This window comes from Endozoicomonas sp. ALC020 (assembly GCF_049275935.1).
In the GTDB taxonomy this organism is placed as follows: domain Bacteria; phylum Pseudomonadota; class Gammaproteobacteria; order Pseudomonadales; family Endozoicomonadaceae; genus Endozoicomonas_A.
Genome location: NZ_CP184830.1, coordinates 6,808,103 through 6,826,452, shown reverse-complemented (window position 1 = coordinate 6,826,452; position 18,350 = coordinate 6,808,103). Strand labels below are relative to the sequence as shown.

3 protein-coding genes are annotated in these 18,350 nt (G+C 48.1%); all 3 read right to left on the bottom strand.

Translation table 11 applies throughout. The features are described 5' to 3' along the window. Window positions 1-137: 137 nt before the first annotated feature. On the bottom strand, window positions 138-6,776 hold the full coding sequence (locus ACOJUO_RS25170) for a hypothetical protein (RefSeq protein ID WP_422138545.1): 6,639 nt from the start codon (window positions 6,774-6,776) through the stop codon (window positions 138-140). 88 nt (window positions 6,777-6,864) lie between these two features. Then, window positions 6,865-11,874, bottom strand: coding sequence for a hypothetical protein (locus tag ACOJUO_RS25165; protein ID WP_422138544.1), 5,010 nt, complete (start codon window positions 11,872-11,874; stop codon window positions 6,865-6,867). Window positions 11,875-11,960: 86 nt separating this feature from the next. Beyond that, the gene (locus tag ACOJUO_RS25160) at window positions 11,961-18,275 is read right to left on the bottom strand and encodes a hypothetical protein (RefSeq protein WP_422138543.1); all 6,315 of its coding nucleotides are present in this window, start codon (window positions 18,273-18,275) and stop codon (window positions 11,961-11,963) included. Window positions 18,276-18,350: the final 75 nt, after the last annotated feature.

Genomic DNA, 18,350 nt, shown 5'->3' with positions numbered 1-18,350 from the left:
TTAACGGAGAAATGTCTGTGGGCTGAGAAGGAGAACTCACAGACGGCACCATCACCGATGTTTTGTCACCGGTGTGGTTCTTATGGTAGTTGCTTGTTGCGTGATTAATTCACCGGCACTTTCTTATTGCCCCGTTGCTACTCGTAGAAGGCTCCAAGAGTGTAGAAGTAAGGAATACTTTCTGCATGGGAGAACGACCATTTGGGCACATTCTCCCTGAAGTATTTCTCCCAGCCATTCTCATACAGTTTCATAGTGCGATCCCGGCGTTCGCGGAACTGCAGGTAATTTTCGTGTCGTGTCCAGCCATACATAGTGTTGTTTGCTTTAACACGTTTTGCATAGTCTGTATCGGTTTCACTGAAGCTTTGAGGCTTGGCAATAGCCGTACGCTTTACATATTCAGCTGACGTTTCCCCCACGCCTGTCCAGCGATTAATCCTGTCAAGACTGCGGCCCAGCGGTCCAGCCAGCCATTGAGTGAGCATCTTGTTGTCGTTCATAAAGAAGTCGAAAGTGAGGCTCGACGCCAGCGCGAACCCGAAGGTTTGGGCATAGGTGAATCCTGATAAAAGGCCATGGGCGTATGTTCCGACAGTGGCTATCGGACCCAATACGAGACCGGCTGTGGCCGAGGCCAGGGTTTTCACTTTTTGTGGTGTCACCCTGTGCAGCAGCGGTATCTGAACTCCCTGTCCGGAACCCATGGATTTCAGTATCTCCGGCACCAGACGGGAAATGCTGCGATACATCTGCGGGTTGGCGTTGTACTGTCGGGCAAACAGCATAGAGCCGGTTTTCAGCATAATGACGGAGGAAGCGGCTTTACCCAATGGCATGGCCAGCCCGCCCACCTCAGAGATTTGTTCAATTTCATGGTGATAGGCATATTGCCCGGTTCGATCAGGATCAACACCATAAGATTCCAGCCAATGCTGGAAAGGTGTCAGCATCCGATGCAGGTAATCACCTCTGTTGGTCAGATCCAGAAGATAGAGGAATGACATGTTCGAGAGGGATAGCTCAGCAGCCTGCCAGGTGGTGTGAGCAGCCAGCAGGGGTTTGTAGCTGGAGAAGTACCAGTTGACAGCCTGTACCAGAAAGGCCGAAGGCTTGACCCAGTAATCCGGTAGCTGTCGTTCAACCGCTGAGGCATGGGCCTGCATTAATGTGCCATGAACAGTTTCGATCAGGTCTGATTCAGATATTCCGGCAGCCTGGGCATAAGGTGTCAGGGTATCCCGAACATTGCTCAGGAAGGCTGCCGTCCTGCGGCCATTGTCAAAGGCAATATCATCAAGAACGTAGTTGGCGATGACCGCAGCTGCATACTCTTTCATGCCGACAACAGATTCTTTCATACCCGTCGGGCCAGTGGCTGTGACAGCTACAGGGTCAAAGGCACTTTGCATGAATTCCTCAACAGCCTTGTCGGACAACATCCGGACAACCTCCTTGAAGTTGAGTATATGGACGCCGTGTTTGTAGCCAAGGAAGTGTCCAAATTCATCCACTGTCTGATAACCGTCGACACCTCTGACGGCCTTCATGTAGTTCTCAAGCTCGATTTTGCTGATCAGTCCTTCCCGCAGCAGGGCCATGATCTTGTTGCCACTGGCAGAATGGCTGGCAAAGTATTCCGAGAAGCCTTTCAGATCCTCTGATTCATGTTCGACGAAGTAAATGGCTTTTTTGCCCATGCCGTGTATTCCATCGTCGTATTGTTGAGCCCCGGTTGCCATCTCATTCCGGGCCCTGCCTGCCAGAGCCTGGACTTGTTCAATGACATTCTGAGGCTGATCTTCTGCGGACTCGACAGGGGAGGGCGGGATGTTCGTCTTCAGGCTTTTGAAGACTTCCACCATCTGACTGGCCTGATAAAACGTCAGATCGTCTCCGACCGCCTGCAGGCGAATCGTTGCAAATTCATCGTTAAAATCGAAAGTCGCAAGGCAGGGTATTGGTTTACCGTTTTTGACTGCCGATTCTGCCAGGCCCACTGCGGCATCCAGAGCCTGTTGCCTCAGAGGGTGCTGCCGTATGAAGGTGTCCATATCGGTCAGAACTTTTGCCTGTCTCGGCGTTAGCTGGAAGGGACCGCCATTATTTTCGACGGCTTCTTCTGCTGCCCTCAGGACTTTCTTCATTCTCCCAATGTCTGTTTTCCTGGCTTCAATCTCACTTCTCAGGTCAGCCCATTCCTGGATCAGTTGATTGATCTTGCCGCCACTACCATCATGCCCGCCCAGTTCTATCTTTTTTATTCTCAGGGCGCAAATCCGCTGTTCAAAGGTGTCAGTGGCGTCTGGTTTGAGACCCGCAGCCTCTTCAGCGGCGTCAAGCGCCGCTTGATGATCCACCAGAGCTTTTTGTGCTTTTGATACAGCATCATTTGCCTGCTTCAATATTAAGCCCAGCCTGTCCATCTCGTTCATATACAGGGTTTTAGCTGTCTGATCGATGTCGCCAGCATCAATCATCTCCTTTTCTTTACGATCCAGCTTCTCTTTTGCACTCCACTCTCTAATCAGTGCATTCCCCAATTCAGTGCTTTTTATGAGTTCCTGATTCACGTATTTGTCGATTTGAAGGTACTTTTTCCTGGTTAAAAGCAGTTCACCCAATACTTCATTGTCTTCGTCCTGACCAAGAGAATCTACAGAGGCTGCAATGCCAATAAAGTCATCAGCATCTGCCACTGAACCGAAGTCATCCTTTATCTGGATGACCAGACCTGTTTTGGCCTTCAGCTCATTAAAGATTTCATCCCGTCGTTCTCTACTGCATCCCCTCAGGAAATGCCTGAAGTCCTTTAATTGCTCCTCGGTGGTCTGTTCGTCACCAGCAGCCAGATCCAACTCGATCTGAACTTGTTTCATTGCCTGATTGAGAGCCATGTTCTCTTCATCCGAGAGATCCTGGATGTCAGCAGTGTGTCCCGCAAAAAATATCCGTTTACCACGAAGAGTCATCAGCCTGCAACGAGCGGCTGCCAGTTCACTTTCAGTTTTTTGTATTGTTTGCCTGGCCCTGGCTAGCTCGCGATCAAGAACATATCGGGGTTTAGGCCCCAGCCGGGCCATTTGCCTGTCAAGCTCACTCTCAATGACTGTGATACGCTCATAAATGGTAGGCCGACCTGCTATGCAGAATCCTTCATCTATCTCCCGGAGTTTTTCTTTAATCAGGTTTTTCTGCTCATCCAAAGAAACAGTAACCTTATATTCACCAATATTAAGTTGATGAGCCATTTCATTGTTTGTAGCCACTGTGAAATCTTCACTGTCAAGGAAGTCGCCTACATTTACTCTTAATGCCTGAATTTTGTCTCTTAGTGCATTCTTCTGGTCATTGAGGCTGACACCTTTTTCAAATTCAACTTTTAGATCCCTGGCTCTTGCGGCAATATAATTCTTGAGTCTTTCTCTGGCAGAAGGGTTTTCACTCGTGTAGATGTTCAGCTCCTGCTCTACAGCTTCAAGCATCTTCCTCTGTTGGCCTGAGATACGGGCATCCAAATCCGGGGTGTGGATATGAATGGCAAGACGCTCCATAAGTTTCAAGATTCTGGTTGCACTTTTTTTGCCTGCAGGCGAGACGTTTTCTTTCCAGAGGGTATTTTCCATCTCATCCAGCATGGATTCTGAGAAATCTCCGTCCTTCAGTTTTGCATAAACATTCCCATACCTTGTTGCTTTGTGAAGATCTTTGTTGACCTCGATTTTGAATATTTTTTCTACCGTTTCCAGTATTTTCAGGGCTTCTCTATCTGCCTCCTGTCTCGCGTTTGTGATGTATGCCTGAATCTCCTCAGAAATGGCGTTACGACGGTAATACAGATCTTCCTCGCTACTGAGTTCATCCATCTTCAGGGCTTTTTCTACGGCAGTCAGTTTCTCAATGACTTCAGGCTCGGCGCCGGAGTGGCCTGATGTTTTGATGTGATGGATTTCTTTTTCCAGCTCTGCAAGCTTGAGGAGCTTGATATGTAATTCAAATTCCAGGTCGCTGAGGATTTCTGGTGAGGTGTCATCACTCAGCTCAATATCGAGCATTGTTGCCAGAAGCTCTTTTTTGGCCCTGTTGTAAGAGTCCTCTGTATCCTGTTGATTAATCGTTGTCTGAACTCTCTGAAGCAGGAGTTCATGTTGAGCAGTGATTGTTCTAAGTTGTTGTTGCAGGCGTTCATTCTGTTCACTCATTGTCTTCAGTTTTTGGAGCAGGTGTTCTTGTTGAAGGTCAGCATCTGTTCTGGTGCTCTGTTGCTGAAGAAGTTGTTTATCAATCTCGGTTTGCTGTTGAATCAGGTGTTGCTGTATGGCCTGACGACGGACTTCCGGGTCCTTTGCGTTATCTGAGACCAGACCGAGCTTACTTTCAATGTCAGTCAGAAAATTCTGGATGACTACATTGTTCGGTTCTGCTTTTTTTTGCAGGTGTCGTTGAGTGTGCTGATAGAAAGCATCCAGATCCTTGCCATTGTTCAGAGTAATACCGAATATGCTTTCAAGGGCGGCCAGTTTTGCTTTTATAGCTTTTTCCCGTGACTGTCCTGTTGTGGCAACTGTTGAGTCATCTTCTGCAGCAACCGGTTTGTCCATTTCAAGAATCTTCTCTCTGATAATTCTGGCTTGTTTTTCCAGTGGCCGGGTATCGTCCCAGCCATCAATAACCAGCTCTGCTGCGAGCCTGGTATTGAAAGCGGCTCTTTCTTTTGCAACGGCATCACGAACCTGTTTGTCAATCATTGGCATTTGATTGATGAGGTGCTGAAAGTTCAGAATGGAGTTTTTCTGTGCTTCGAGGTTTTGTTGATGTTGACGCTGAAATCTTTCTTGCAGAATGACCCCGGCAAACATCGTCCAAAGGTGTTTCCGGATGGTCTTTTGACGGTGTTCCGGAGTATCTTCTTTATTTGCAACCAGACCGAGCTGACCTTCAACGATAGCCAGTTTTTCCCATAAGACCTCATCGGTCTGGTCTGCCTGTTGACCGAGATGCTGCATAATCAACTCATAGCGGCCACCCAGACTGATTTCATTGTATGAAGTAATCCCGAGCCGGCCTTCAATTGTTGCCAGTGTTTCTTTTATAGCCTTTTCCCGAGACAGTCCTGTTGCGGTCACGGATTGTTGCAATTCATGAGTTTTTTCTCTGAGGATTATGGCTTGTTCTTCCAGTGACCGGGTATCATCCCATTTAGCAATACCAAGTATTGCTGGCGCGTGAGCGTAGCGTGCTTTTGTGGTATCGGCACCGGGATCTGATGTTTTCACTGTCTCGACGAGTTCGGCCTCTCTTGCTTTCAGCTTTTCCAGCGTGCTTACCATCTCAAGCATCTGTTCGGCAATGTCGGCCATGACTTTGGAGGCAAACTCTGTGTCTTTGCCAACAGCAAAAGCCTTCATCGCATTGTGGAGTAAAAAATTCTCAATATTCTGAACAAAATTATGGTGGATCAGAAGATTTTTAAGTACAGGTTTGAAGTTGAAGTTTTTTATCAGTTGAAACTGCATCCAGGTTGGCGTGATGACTGACGAAGCGTCTCTGATATAACCCGTTGTGAACTCAAATTCATCGGTTTCATCTGGAGTGGCACTGGTTAATGCCTGCTGAAGAGATTCATAGTATCTAAGCTTCGACAGTGTATCTTGGTTCAGCTCAGCATCATTTTGTGCAGTCAACTCCTCCAGCAGCATCATTTGCCTGCTTCTGATAACGTACTGATAGCTTTTAACCTTGTCTTTTTTAATCTGTGTACTCTGGTCTTCAAATTTATTCCAGAGATCATAGTGGCTTTCCACAAAGGCGATATCGGTGGGATTCTGTTTCTGACCACGGAAAACAATAATCTCCCCCGAAACCTGATCCACTTCCAGCTTTGGATAACCCGCAGGCACAGGATAAACCTGTGTCTCATCTTCGACGTGAACAACATAGCCGACGGGTTTATGGTAAGACAACAGATGATTCAGAGCTTCCTGCTGTAAATCGTCTTTGAGAATATGAACCTGGGTATAGGCAGAGGTGGCTGCTGCCAGAAGCGCTTCATCATTGATAAAGAGCGATTGACCAAGGCGCTGCAACTCAGGAGGCTCAACACCGGCAGCGACAAGACGCATGAAGGTGCGCCCATTCACTTCAACTTCGTCTACTGCAACGGTGGCCAGAGCAACATAGTTATCAACTTCACCAAGGTTTCCTGCTCTTTCATTGGCACCCTTTAGCAATCCTGCCAGTTGTTCGGGACTGGCGATCTTTGTTAACGGATCTAATGGCTGGATGTCACCAGATTGATTTCGAATAGCCTCAATGGAGTCCAGATCGGTCATTCCGTCTCTGACTTCAATGACCAGTTTTTTTTCTGCAAGGTTATGGGTGAACCTGAAGATCCCTTCATTACCGACTTTCAGGATTTTGGTGTACTTCCGGGCAATGTCACTGTCGTCGGTTTCAAACAGATCAACACTGGAGACGCCACCCTCGATGCCAGAAAGAATGTCTGTAAAGCCTTTCGAAGGAACCTCATGCTCGGCCCTGATTTCAGTCCGGTCAGGGTAGGTGGTGGTAAAAGATTTCGGTACTGGCTGCAGGTCATCACCTAAAGTTGGCTGAACCATGACCTCACCATGGGTAAACTCCACATGCTCATTGCCCTGAATATCGAAAGACTTTGTCTGCAGCCTGCGATCCGCCAGAGTCTGTGTAGCAATGATGGAGGAGCTGATTGCAACAACTACAGCAAGGCTTAATGTATTGGGACGAGCATTTGTCATTCTTCTACCTCGGAGCTGAGTACTTTTAATACCCTGAAAAGTGATGGCCACGCCAGACGAGGAAGCAGCTTTTAATGGTTCATAGCTGTCAGTGGGTCATGGTTGCAGATAGAGATCCCGATTGAGGGGCATTGCTCTTGTCATGACCGTGAACTTTCTGATCATCGCCCTTTTGCCATCTGTAAAAGGCTCCAAGAGTGTAGAAGTAAGGAATACTTTCTGCATGGGAGAACGACCATCCAGGCAAATTTTCCCTGAAGTATTTCTCCCAGCCATTCTCAAACAGTTTCATGGTGCGATCCCGGCGTTCGCGGAACTGCAGGTAATTTTCGTGTCGCGTCCAGCCATACAGGGTGTTGTTTGCTTTAACATGGCTTGCATAGGCTGCATCGGTTTCATCGAAGCGTTGGGGTCTGGCAATCGTTGTACGTTTCACATATTCATCTGTTATTTCCCCCATGCCTGTCCAGCGATTAATCTTGTCAAGACTGCGACCCAGGGGGCCACCCAGCCATTGAGTGAGCATCTTGTTGTCGTTCATAAAGAAGTCGAAAGCGAGACTCGACGCTAGCGCGAATCCGAAGGTTTGGGCATAAGTGAATCCGGATATAAGACCGTAGGCGTATGCTCCGACCGTGGCTACCGGACCTAGCATCAGACTGGCTGTGGCCGAGGTCAGCGTTTTCAATTTTTGTGGCGTCGCCCGGTGCAGCAGCGGTACCTGAACCCCTTGTCCGGAAACCATGGATTTCACTAGTTCGGGCAACAGACGGGAAATGCTGCGATACATTTGAGGGTTGGCGTTGTGTTGTCTTGCAAAGAGCATGGCGCCGGTTCTCAGCAGAATGACTGAAGAAGCGGCCTTGCCCAATGGCATGGCCAGTCCGCCCACTTCAGACACTTTTTCAATTCCGCTGTGGTAGGCATATTGCCCGGTTCGGTCAGGATCAACACCGAAGCCTTCCAGCCAGTGCTGGAAAGGTATGAGCATCCGGTGCAGGTAATCACCCCGGTTGGTCAGATCCAGAAGATAAAGGAAGGACATGTTCAAGAGAGACTGCTCGGCAGCCTGCAGTGTGGTGTGGGTTACCAGCAGAGGTTTGTAGCTGGAGAAGTACCAGGTGACAGCCTGTACCAGAAAGGCTGAAGGTTTGCCCCAGTAGTCATTGAGCTGCTGCTCAACCGCTGCGGCATGAGCCTGCATCAAGGTGCCATGGATAGCCTTGATCAGTTCTGATTCAGAGAGTCCGGCAGCATTGGCATAAGGTGTCAGGGTATCCTGAATATTGGTCAGAAAGGCTGCCGTCCTGCGGCCACTGTCAAAGGCAATATCGTCAAGAAAATAGTTGGCGATGACCGCTGCTGCGTATTCTTTCATGCCGACAACCGACTCTTTCATAGCTGCCGGGCCAGAAGCGGTTACGGGCACAGGAGTAAAGACACTCTGCATGAATTCATCAGCCCCCTTATCGGACAGCGTCTGGACAACCTTCCTGAACTCGGGCAACCTGACGCCGTGTTCGTAGCCAAGAAAGTGCTCAAATTCATCCACTGTCTGATAACCTTCAGCACCTCTGACAGCCTTTATGTAGTTCTCAAGTTCAACCTTGCTGATCAGGCCTTCACGCAGCAGACTTATGATCTTGTTACCAATGGCAGAATGGGTAGCGAAGTATTCCGGGAAGCTTTTCAGGTCCTCTGATTGATGCTGAATGAAGTGAACGGCTGTTTTGCTCATGCTGCGAATTTCGTCGTCGTATTGTCGGGCCCCTTTTTTCATCCCATGCCTGGCCTTGCGCACAAGCCTGAAGATTTCTTTCAGATCATTTCCGAGCAGAGCTTCGACAGGCTCTACAGAGGATTCCGGGAAGGTCGTCTTCAGGCTCTTGAAAACTTCCACAATCCGACTGGCCTGTTTAAGCGTCAGTTTGTCTCCGACCATTGCCTGCAAGTGATTCGGTGCAAATTCATCGTCAAAATCGAAAATCGGAAGGTAGGATATTGTCTTACCGTTTTCTGCTGCTAATTCTGCCAGACCCATCGCCGTTTCCAGAGCTTGTCTTCTGAGAGAGTTTTGCTTTACGAAGGCGTCCATATCGGTCCGAACTTTTGCCTGTTGCGGCGAATACTGGAAGGGACCCCCGTCATGTTTGACGGCCCGCTCAGCCGCCTTCAGGACTTCCTTCAGTCTCTCAATGTCTGCTTTCTTGATTTCAATTTCATCTTCCAGATAGGCCTGTTCCTGAACCAGATGCCGGATCTTGCCGTCAGTACCATCACCCCCACCCGTGACTTGAGTGTATTTTTTCCTGGTTAAGAGCAGTTCACCCTCGACTTCATGGGATTCGTCCCGACCATGGGCATTTGTGTAATCTTCACTGCTACGAAGCCTGTTCAGCCGACGATGAAAACCTGCCAGCTCACTTTCAGCTTTTGCTATTAAGAACCTGGCTGTGGCTGCTTCACGGTCAAGTACGTGTCGTGGTTTTGGTCCCAGGCGAGCGATCTGCCTCTCAAGCTCATCATCAATGGCTGCAATACGCTCATTAACGTCAGGCTGACCCGCTTTGAGAACTTCATCATCCAGCTGTCGGAGTTTTGCTGCAATAAGACAGTCCTGGTCGTCGATCCTGGCATCATCTTCATAATCTTTAATGTTGAGTTGATGAGCAATTTTATTGTTACAGATTCTCCTGGCACTCTCATCTTCATAGAGTTCCTCTACTCTATTCCATAATTCCTCAATTCTGTTGCTTAGAGCATATTGCCGGACAGACAGGCTGGCATCGTCTTCAAACTCTACCTCCAGATCACTGGCCAGTTTAGCTGTGAAACTTTTGCCTCTCTCTATAGTATGAGGGTTTTCATGAGGGTCGATATCCAGCTCGTTCTCCAGAACGATAAGACGACTTGCTTGTTGTTCTCTGGCTCGCTGATCCGATTCTTCGATTATATAGTTGAGACGATCACGAACTGTCATGCGTTTGATATCCATTTCCGAAGAGTTCCCTTCCAGATCCTCCCAGTCTGGACAGTCTTCCCGGCAGATCGTCTCGTGCATCCCATCCAGCTCGTCTTTTGAGATATCACCGGCATCAAGCTTTGTAAGAATCCTTTCGAGTCTTGCTGTTTTATAATCACCTTCATTGATCTCGATGTTGAGTAATCTTTCCACACGGTCCAGCATGGAATGGGCCTTTTCTTCTGACTGCTTTCTGGCCTCTCTGATGTCATGATTTATGCCTATAGAAATGAACTGACGAAGGACATACACACTCTGCTTTTGTTTGAAGTATCTACCCCCTTCCAGAGCTATTAATACCCTACGAATTGTCTCCAGTACCTCGGGCATCAGTTTGGGATGGCCGGGTGTTTTGATGTCTTCCAGTTCAATTTTCAGTTTTGAAAGCTCGGAGAGCTTGTCAATTACCTTTGATTCCATACTGGCGCGGTCTTCAAGACGGGTATCTTTGGCTGGATCAATACCAAGAACCACTGCCAGAGTGTCTTTTCTGAGTTGGGTGTAAACATCCTCTATATCGAGCTGATAACTCATTGCCTTAAGTTGTTGACGCAGACCTTCTTCCCAGGCTTTCATTGTCTTAAATGTTTGCAGCAGGTGTTCCTGTTGAGCGTCAACATTGGTATTGCTATCAAAATCCTGAATGTTTAAATGCATGGCAATGGTTGCATAACGAGCTTTTATTTCAGCATCTGTTCTGGAGTCCTCGTGCTGATAGAGTAAAAAATTTTGAACAAAATTATGGTGGGTCAGAAGATTTTTAAGTACAGGTTTGAAGCTAAAGTTTTTTATGAGTTGAAACTGCACCCAGATAGGTTTGATGACTGAGGAGGCGTCTCTGATATGCCTTGTCGTGAACTCAAATTCATCGGTTTCATCTGGAGTGGCACTGGCTAGTGCCTGCTGAAGAGATTCATAGTAGGTAAGCTTCGACAGTTTATCTTCGTTCAGCTCAGCATCATTTTGTGCAGCCAAATCAGAAGCAAACTCCTCCAGCAGCTCCATTTGCCTGTTTCTAATAACGTACTGATAGCTTTTAACCTTGTCTTTTTTAACCTGTGTACTCTGGTCTTTAAATTTATTCCAGAGATCATAGTGGCTTTCCACAAAGGCAATATCGCTGGGATTCTGTTTCTGACCACGGAAAACAATAATTTCCCCCGAAACCTGATCCACTTCCAGCTTTGGATAACCCGCAGGCAGAGGATAAACCTGTGTCTCATCCTCGACGTGAACAACATAGCCGACGGGTTTTTGATAGGACAACAGCTCGTTCAGAGCTTCCTGTTGTAAATCGTCTTTCAGAACATGAACCTGAGTGTAGGCAGAGGTGGCTGCTGCCAGAAGCGCTTCATCGTTGATAAAGAGCGATTGCTCAAGACGCTGCAACTCGGGAGGCTCATCGCCAGCAGCGACAAGACGCATGAAGGTGCGCCCATTGACTTCAACTTCGTCTACTGCAACGGTGGCCAGGGCGACATAGTTATCAACTTCACCAAGGTTTCCTGCCCTTTCATTGGCACCCTTCAGCAATCTTGCCAGTTGTTCGGGACTGGCGATTTTTGTTAACGTATCTAATAGCGGGATGTCATCAGATTGATTTCGAATAGCTTCAACCGAATCCTGATCGGTCATTCCATCTCTGACTTCAATGACCAGTTTTTTTTCTGCAAGGTTATGGGTGAACCTGAAGATTCCTTCATTACCGACTTTCAGGATTTTGGTGTACTTCCGGGCAATGTCATTGTCGTTGGTTTCAAACAGATCAACACTGGAAACGCCACCCTCGATGCCAGAAAGAATGTCTGTAAAGCCTTCAGAAGGAATGTCATAGTCCGTCCTGACTTGAGTACGATCAGGGTAAGTGGTTGTAAAAGATTTCGGTATTGGCTGCTGGTCATCACCTAAAGTTGGCTGAACCATGACTTCACCCCGGGTAAACTCCACGGGTTTATTGCCATGAATATCGAAAGACTTTGTCTGTAGCCTGCGATCCGCCAGAGCCTGAGTAGTGATGGCGGAGCTGATTGCAACGACTACAACAAGGCTTAATGCATTGGGGCGAGCATTTATCATTCTACTACCTTGGAGCTGAGTACTTCTATTACCCCGAATTGATAACCAAGCCAAATGAGGAAGCGGCTTTTAATGGCTCATAGCTGTCAGCGAGTCGTGGTTGCAGACAGAGACCCCGATTGAGGGGCATTGCTCCGATCATTACCGTGAACTTTCTGATCATTGTCCTTTGGCCATTTGTTAAAGGCTCCAAAAGTGTAGAAGTAAGGAATACTTTCTGCATGGGAGAACGACCATTTAGGCACATTTTCCCTGAAGTATTTCTCCCAGCTATTCTCAAACAGTTTCATGGTGCGATCCCGGCGTTCGCGAAACTGCAGGTAATTTTCGTGCCGCGTCCAGCCATACAGGGTGCTGTTTGCTTTAACACGGTTTGCGTAGGCTTCATCGTTTTCATTGAAGCGTTGAGGTGTAGCAACTGTCGTACGTTTTACATAGTTATCTTGCGTTTCACCCACGCCCAACCAGCGATTCATCTTGTCAAGACTGCGACCCAGAGGGCCACCCAGCCATTGAGTGAGTATCTTGTTGTCGTTCATAAAAAAGTCGAAAGCGAGACTCGACGCCAGCGCGAATCCGAAGGTTTGGGCATAAGTGAATCCTGATATAAGACCGTGGGCGTATGCTCCGACCGTGGTTACCGGACCCAGCACCAGACCTGCTGTGGCCGAGGCCAGAGTTTTTACTTTTTGTGGTGTCACTCTGTGTAGCAGCGGTACCTGAACCCCTTGTCCGGAACCCATGGATTTCACTATTTCTGGCACCAGACGGGAAATGCTGCGATACATCTGCGGGTTGGCGTTGTGTTGTCTGGCAAAGAGCATGGCGCCGGTTCTCAGCAGAATGACTGAAGAAGCGGCCTTGCCCAATGGCATGGCCAGCCCGCCCACTTCAGAAACTCTTTCAATTCCGCTATGGTAGGCATATTGCCCGGTTCGGTCCGGATCAACACCATAGCCTTCCAGCCAGTGCTGAAAAGGTATGAGCACCCGGTGCAGGTAATCCCCCCGGTTGGTCAGATCCAGAAGATAGAGGAACGACATATTTGCGAGGGACAGCGCCTTAGCCTGCCGGACGGTATGGGTTGCCAGTAGCGGTTTGTAGCTGGAGTAGTACCAGGTGACAGCCTGTACCAGAGAGGCTGAAGGTTTGACCCAGTACTCATTCAGCTGCTGCTCAACAGCTGCGGCATGAGCCTGCATCAAGGTGCCATGGATAGCCTTGATCAGTTCTGATTCAGAGAGCCCGGCAGCATTGGCATAAGGTGTCAGGGTATCCTGAACATTGACCAGAAACGCTGCTGTCCTGCGGCCATTGTCAAAGGCAATATCGTCAAGAACATAGTTGGCGATGACCGCTGCTGCATACTCTTTCATGCCGACAACCGACTCTTTCATAGCTGCCGGGCCAGTTGCAGTCAAAGTCACAGGAATAAAGGCACTTTGCACGAATTCATCAACACCCTTGTCGGACAGCAGCTGGATAACGGCTTTGAAGTGAGGCAGATTGACGCCGTGTTTGTCGCCAAGGAAATGCTCAAATTCGTCCACTGTCTGATAACCATCAATTCCTCTGACGGCGTTTATGTAATTCCCAAGTTCAATCTTGCTGATCAGTCCTTCACGCAGCAGAGCTATGATCTTGTTGCCACTGGCAGAATGGGTTGCGAAGTATTTCGAGAAGCCTTTCAGATCCCCTGGTTCATGTTCGACGAAGTGAATGGCTCTTTTGCCCATGCCGCGTATTTCATCGTCGTATTGTTGAGCCCCGGTTTTCATCTCATTCCTGGCCCTGTCTGCCAGAGCCTGAACTTGTTCAATGACATTCTGAGGTTGATCTTCAACAGGCTCAAAAGGGAAGGGCGGGAAGCTCGTCTTCAGGCTTTTGAAGACTTCTACAATCCGACAGGCCTGATTAAACGTCAGATCGTCTCCGATCAGAGCCTGCAAGCGAATTGCTGCAAATTCATCGTTAAAATCGAACGTCGCAAGGCAGGGTACTGTTTTACCGCTTTTGACTGCTGATTCTGCCAGGCCCAGGGCAGCATCCAGAGCCTGTTGCCTGAGAGGGTGCTGCTCTGTGAAGGTGTTCATATCGGCCAGAACTTTTACCTGTCTCGGCGTGAACTGGAAGGGGCCGCCGTCATTTTCGACCGCTTCCTCTGCGGCTCTCAGGACTTCCTTCATTCTCTCAATGTCTGCTTTCCTGGCTGCAATCTCATCTTTCAGGTGAATCCATTCCTGAACCAGTTGATGCTGCTGGCCGCCTTTACCATCACGCCCGCCCAGTTGCAGCTTTTTGTTTCTCAGAGCATTAATCCGGTGTTCACGGGTGTCAGAAGAGTCCGGTTTGAGGCCCGCAGTTTCTTCAGTGGCGTCAAGAGTCGCTTTATGATGATCCAACAGAGCCTTTTCTGCTTTTGATACTGCAGCATTTGCTCGCTTCAATATTAAGCTCAGCCTGTCCATTTCGTTCATATGCAGGGTTTTAGCTTTCTGATCGATGTTGCCAGAATCGATCATCTCCTTTTCTTTACGATCCAGATTCTCTTTTGCATTCCTCTGTTGACGCCGTGCTTCCCCCAATTTAATGCCTTTTCTGTAGTGCTCATTCAGGAATTCCGCGATTTGACAGTACTTTTTCCTGTTCACAAACACTTCACCCAATGCTTCATTGTCTTCATCCTGACCATCAGAATCTGGAAAGGCTGCAAGGCTGAAAAAGTCAACAGCGTCTTCCACTGAGTCGAAGTCACCCTTTACCTGGATGCTCAGACCTGTTTTGGCCTTCAGTTCATTAAGGATTTCATCCCGTCTCACTTCTGTATTGTATCCCCGCAGGAAATGCCTGAAGTCCCTTAGTCGCTCCTCAGGGGTTTGTTCGTCAACAGCAGTCAGATCCAACTCTATCTGAACTTGTTTCATTGCCTGATTGAGGGCCATGTTCTCTTCATTCGAGAGATCTTGTAGCTCAGCGGGATGCCCCGCAAACAATATGTGTTTGCCACGAACAGCAATTAGCCTGCGATGAGCGGCTGCCAGTTCACTTTCAGCTTTTTGTAGGGTTTGTCTGGCGCTGGCCAGCTCGCGATCAAGAACATATCGGGGTTTAGGTCCCAGCCGAGCCATTTGCCAGTCAAGCTCAGCATTAATGGCAGTGATATGCTCGTCAACGGTGGTAACATCTGCTTTGGAAACTTCTTCATAAAGCTCCTGGAGTTTTTCTTTAATTAAAATGTTCTGGTCGTCTATAGCGGCGTCATCTTTATAGGAATCAATGCAGAGTTGATGAGCGATTTTATTGTTTCTGCTTCTTCTGACATCCTCATTGTCACAGGCTTGGTCTACTTCTGTCGTTAATGCCAAAATTTTGTTTTTAAGAACATCCCTGTTTTCAGGCAGGTGAGCTTTCCGTCTAAGTTCTACCCCCAGATCATTGGCCAGTTTAGCAACGAAAGCCCTGCCTCTTTCATTAGCCTCATCGCGTACGAACTCATAGATGTGCAGTCTGTCCTCTATAAGTTCGAGTGTACTTGACAATTGTATTCTGGCCACGCTGTTCATATTTTCGACATAAAAGTCAAGACTCCTTTGAAGATCCTGGAGTTTTGTGTTCCCGCTTTTGCTCCAGAATGTGATGTCTTCTTCCCGGAGTGAATGCTCTATCTCATCCACCATGGCTTCTGACACATCACCGCCGTCAAGTTTTGTTCGAACTCTGTCAAGCCTTGCTGTTTTGTGATCTTCATTATTGACTTCGATTTTGAGTATTTCTTCTGCTGCTTTCAGAAATTTCAGAGCCACTTCCTCCTCTCGCTGCCTGACCTTTGCCAGATGTGTCTGAATTGCCTCAGAAATAGCGTTACGACGGTAATACACATCTTCCTGACTAATGAGGTCATCCATATCAAGGTCTTTTTCCACGTCAGACAGTTTCTCCAGTACTGCAGGCATGGCTTTGGGGTGGCCTGGTGTTCTGATGTCTTTCAGTTCTTCTTCTAAATATTCAAGACTGCGGAACCTCTTATACATTGCTGTTTTCAGGGCAGGGTGTTCTTCCAACGTGCTGTCATCCAGCCTGATACCTAAAATCAGTGCCAGACCATCCTGCCCGGTTTTGACGTCAGGTTCTTCCGTACAGCATTGAGCATTCAGTGCCCGGATTTCCTGAAGCAAATGTTCCTGATCTTCGTTGCGAGTATTGCCCCGGGTATTCAGTGACTGAAATCTGTCAAACAGGCTTTTTTGTTGAAGGTTCAGTATATGTTCACCTTGTAATTGAGCGTTCAGTACCTCAATTCTCCGAAGCAGGTGATCGAGTTGAACATCAATATCTGCATTGCTATCAAAATTCTGAAGGTTTAAATGTGCGGCAAGGGTTGCATAGCTGGCTTTGATTTCAGCCTCTGTTCTGGTGTTCTGGTGCTGAAGAGCCAACGGTGTTGTTTCTATAGAGTCTCCCTCAGGCTGTCCTGTTGCCGGTCCTCTTGCCGGTTCTCTTGCCAACACTGCCTGGTTGATTTCATGAATTTTTATACTGATGAGCCTGGTTTGTTTTTCCGGCGGCTGGCTATCATCCCAGTTTTCAATGCCAAGCTCTTCTGCCAGTCGGGCATTGCGGGCTTTTGTGGCTTCCGCTCTGGCATTTCGAAGTTGTTTTTCCAGCTCCGGGATTCGTTCGACTTTCTGCCGATATTCCCGTAACAGGCTTTGCCCTCTTTCCGTTGCGCCACGAAGCTCTCGAAGATCATGCTCAGCCTGATGCTTAAGCTGAAGTACTATGAGCTTTTGCTTTTCAGTGGTACTGGCTTTCCCCAACATGATCTTTAAGTGGTTGTTTACCTGGGTGAGTTTCCATTCTCTTTTCAGCTGGACTGTCAGTTTCTTTTCCCTCTCAATCAGCTGCCTGGCCATATCGCTCAGGACTTTGAAAGTAAAGCGGTCGTTGTCGTAAGAAAGATCGAGCTGTGATTCGTCGACAACGGGTACAAGACCCATAATACCCTCAACAACATTCTGATTACTCAGAAGGTCTCTCAGTTCGGGTTTGAAGCTGAAATGTTTTGTCAGTTGAATCTGCAGCCAGGTTGGCGTGATGGCAGACGAGGCGGCTCTGATGTTTTCCAGTGTGAATTCAAAATCTACTGTCGTAGTTGCCCGATCTTGGCTGGCACTGGCCAATGCCTGCTGGAGATATTCGTAGAATGCAAGCGCAGATGCCGACCGTTTATCTTCGTTTGTCAGCGTCGGCGGTTGACTTTCGCTCACTTCAGCAGCGTGCCGTGCGGCAAGCTCCTCTAACACGGCCATTTGCCTGCTTCGAATAATGTGCTGATAGCTGTTGACCTTAAATCTATTAATCTTTGCTACCAATGCAGGGGCCAGGTTATTGCCCTCAGCTTCTTGCCAGAGGTTGTGGAGCTTTTCTACAAAAGCGCTATCACGGGGATTGAGCTTCTGACCACGAAAAACAATAACCTCTCCCGAAGCTTCTGCGACTTCGAGCTTTGGATAACCCGCAGGTACAGGAGAAACCTGTGCGCCATCCCCGACGTGTACAACGTAGCCGACGGGCTTGCTGTGTGCCAACAGGTCATTAAGAGCCTGCTGTTGTATATCCTTTCCGAAAACATGAACCTGGAAATAGGCAGAGGTGGCCGCTGCCAGAAGAGCCTCGTCATTGACAAACAGTGATTGACCCAGGCTATGCAGTTCAGGGGGCTGGTCGCCTGATGCGATAAGACGCATGAAGGTGCGTCCGTTTACTGCAACTTTTTCTACTTCAATGGTGGCAAGGGCGACGTAGTGGTCACTGGTGCCGAGGTTTCCTGCCATGTCATTCGCCGCTATCAGCAAGTCAGCCAGTTGATGAGGGGTGGCGATTTTCGTTAACGGCTCCATGCCAAATAGCCCGGGATGTTGTGCTTGAACAGCCTTAACTGAATCCTGATCGGTCATTCCGGCTCTGACTTCAATGAACAGTTCCTTTTCTTGAAGGTTATGGGTAAATCTGAAGACTCTCTCATCACCCACTTTCAGGACTTTGGTGTATTTCTGAGCAAGGTTATTTGCGTCTGTTTCAAACAGATCAACAGTGGCAACGCCACCATCAATATTATGAAGAACTTCTGTAAAACTTATAGTGGGAAGGTGCTGGTCCACTCTGTCTCGAACCTGATAAGGGTAGGTGGTTGTAAAGCATTTCGGTATTGGCTGCTGGTCAAGACCCGGAGTTGGTCGAACCATGACGTCACTCTGTGTATATTCGGTATGTTCATCCACCAGAATCTTGACAGATTTTGTCTGCAGCCTGCGATCGGCCAGCGCCTGTGTGCTAACAATGGAAGAGCTGATTGCAATGGCCACTGTAAGAGTTAGTACCTTGGGATGAGCATTTGTCATTCCACTACCTCAGAGCTGGGTACTTTTATTACCCTGGAAAGTGATTGCCGTACCGGGCGAGGAAGCAACTTTTAA

What these genes read in the sequence shown, in the direction of transcription:
- ACOJUO_RS25160 (WP_422138543.1), bottom strand. Translation starts at nt 18,275, where the DNA reads ATGACAAATGCTCATCCCAAGGTACTAACTCTTACAGTGGCCATTGCA.
- ACOJUO_RS25165 (WP_422138544.1), bottom strand. Translation starts at nt 11,874, where the DNA reads ATGATAAATGCTCGCCCCAATGCATTAAGCCTTGTTGTAGTCGTTGCA.
- ACOJUO_RS25170 (WP_422138545.1), bottom strand. Translation starts at nt 6,776, where the DNA reads ATGACAAATGCTCGTCCCAATACATTAAGCCTTGCTGTAGTTGTTGCA.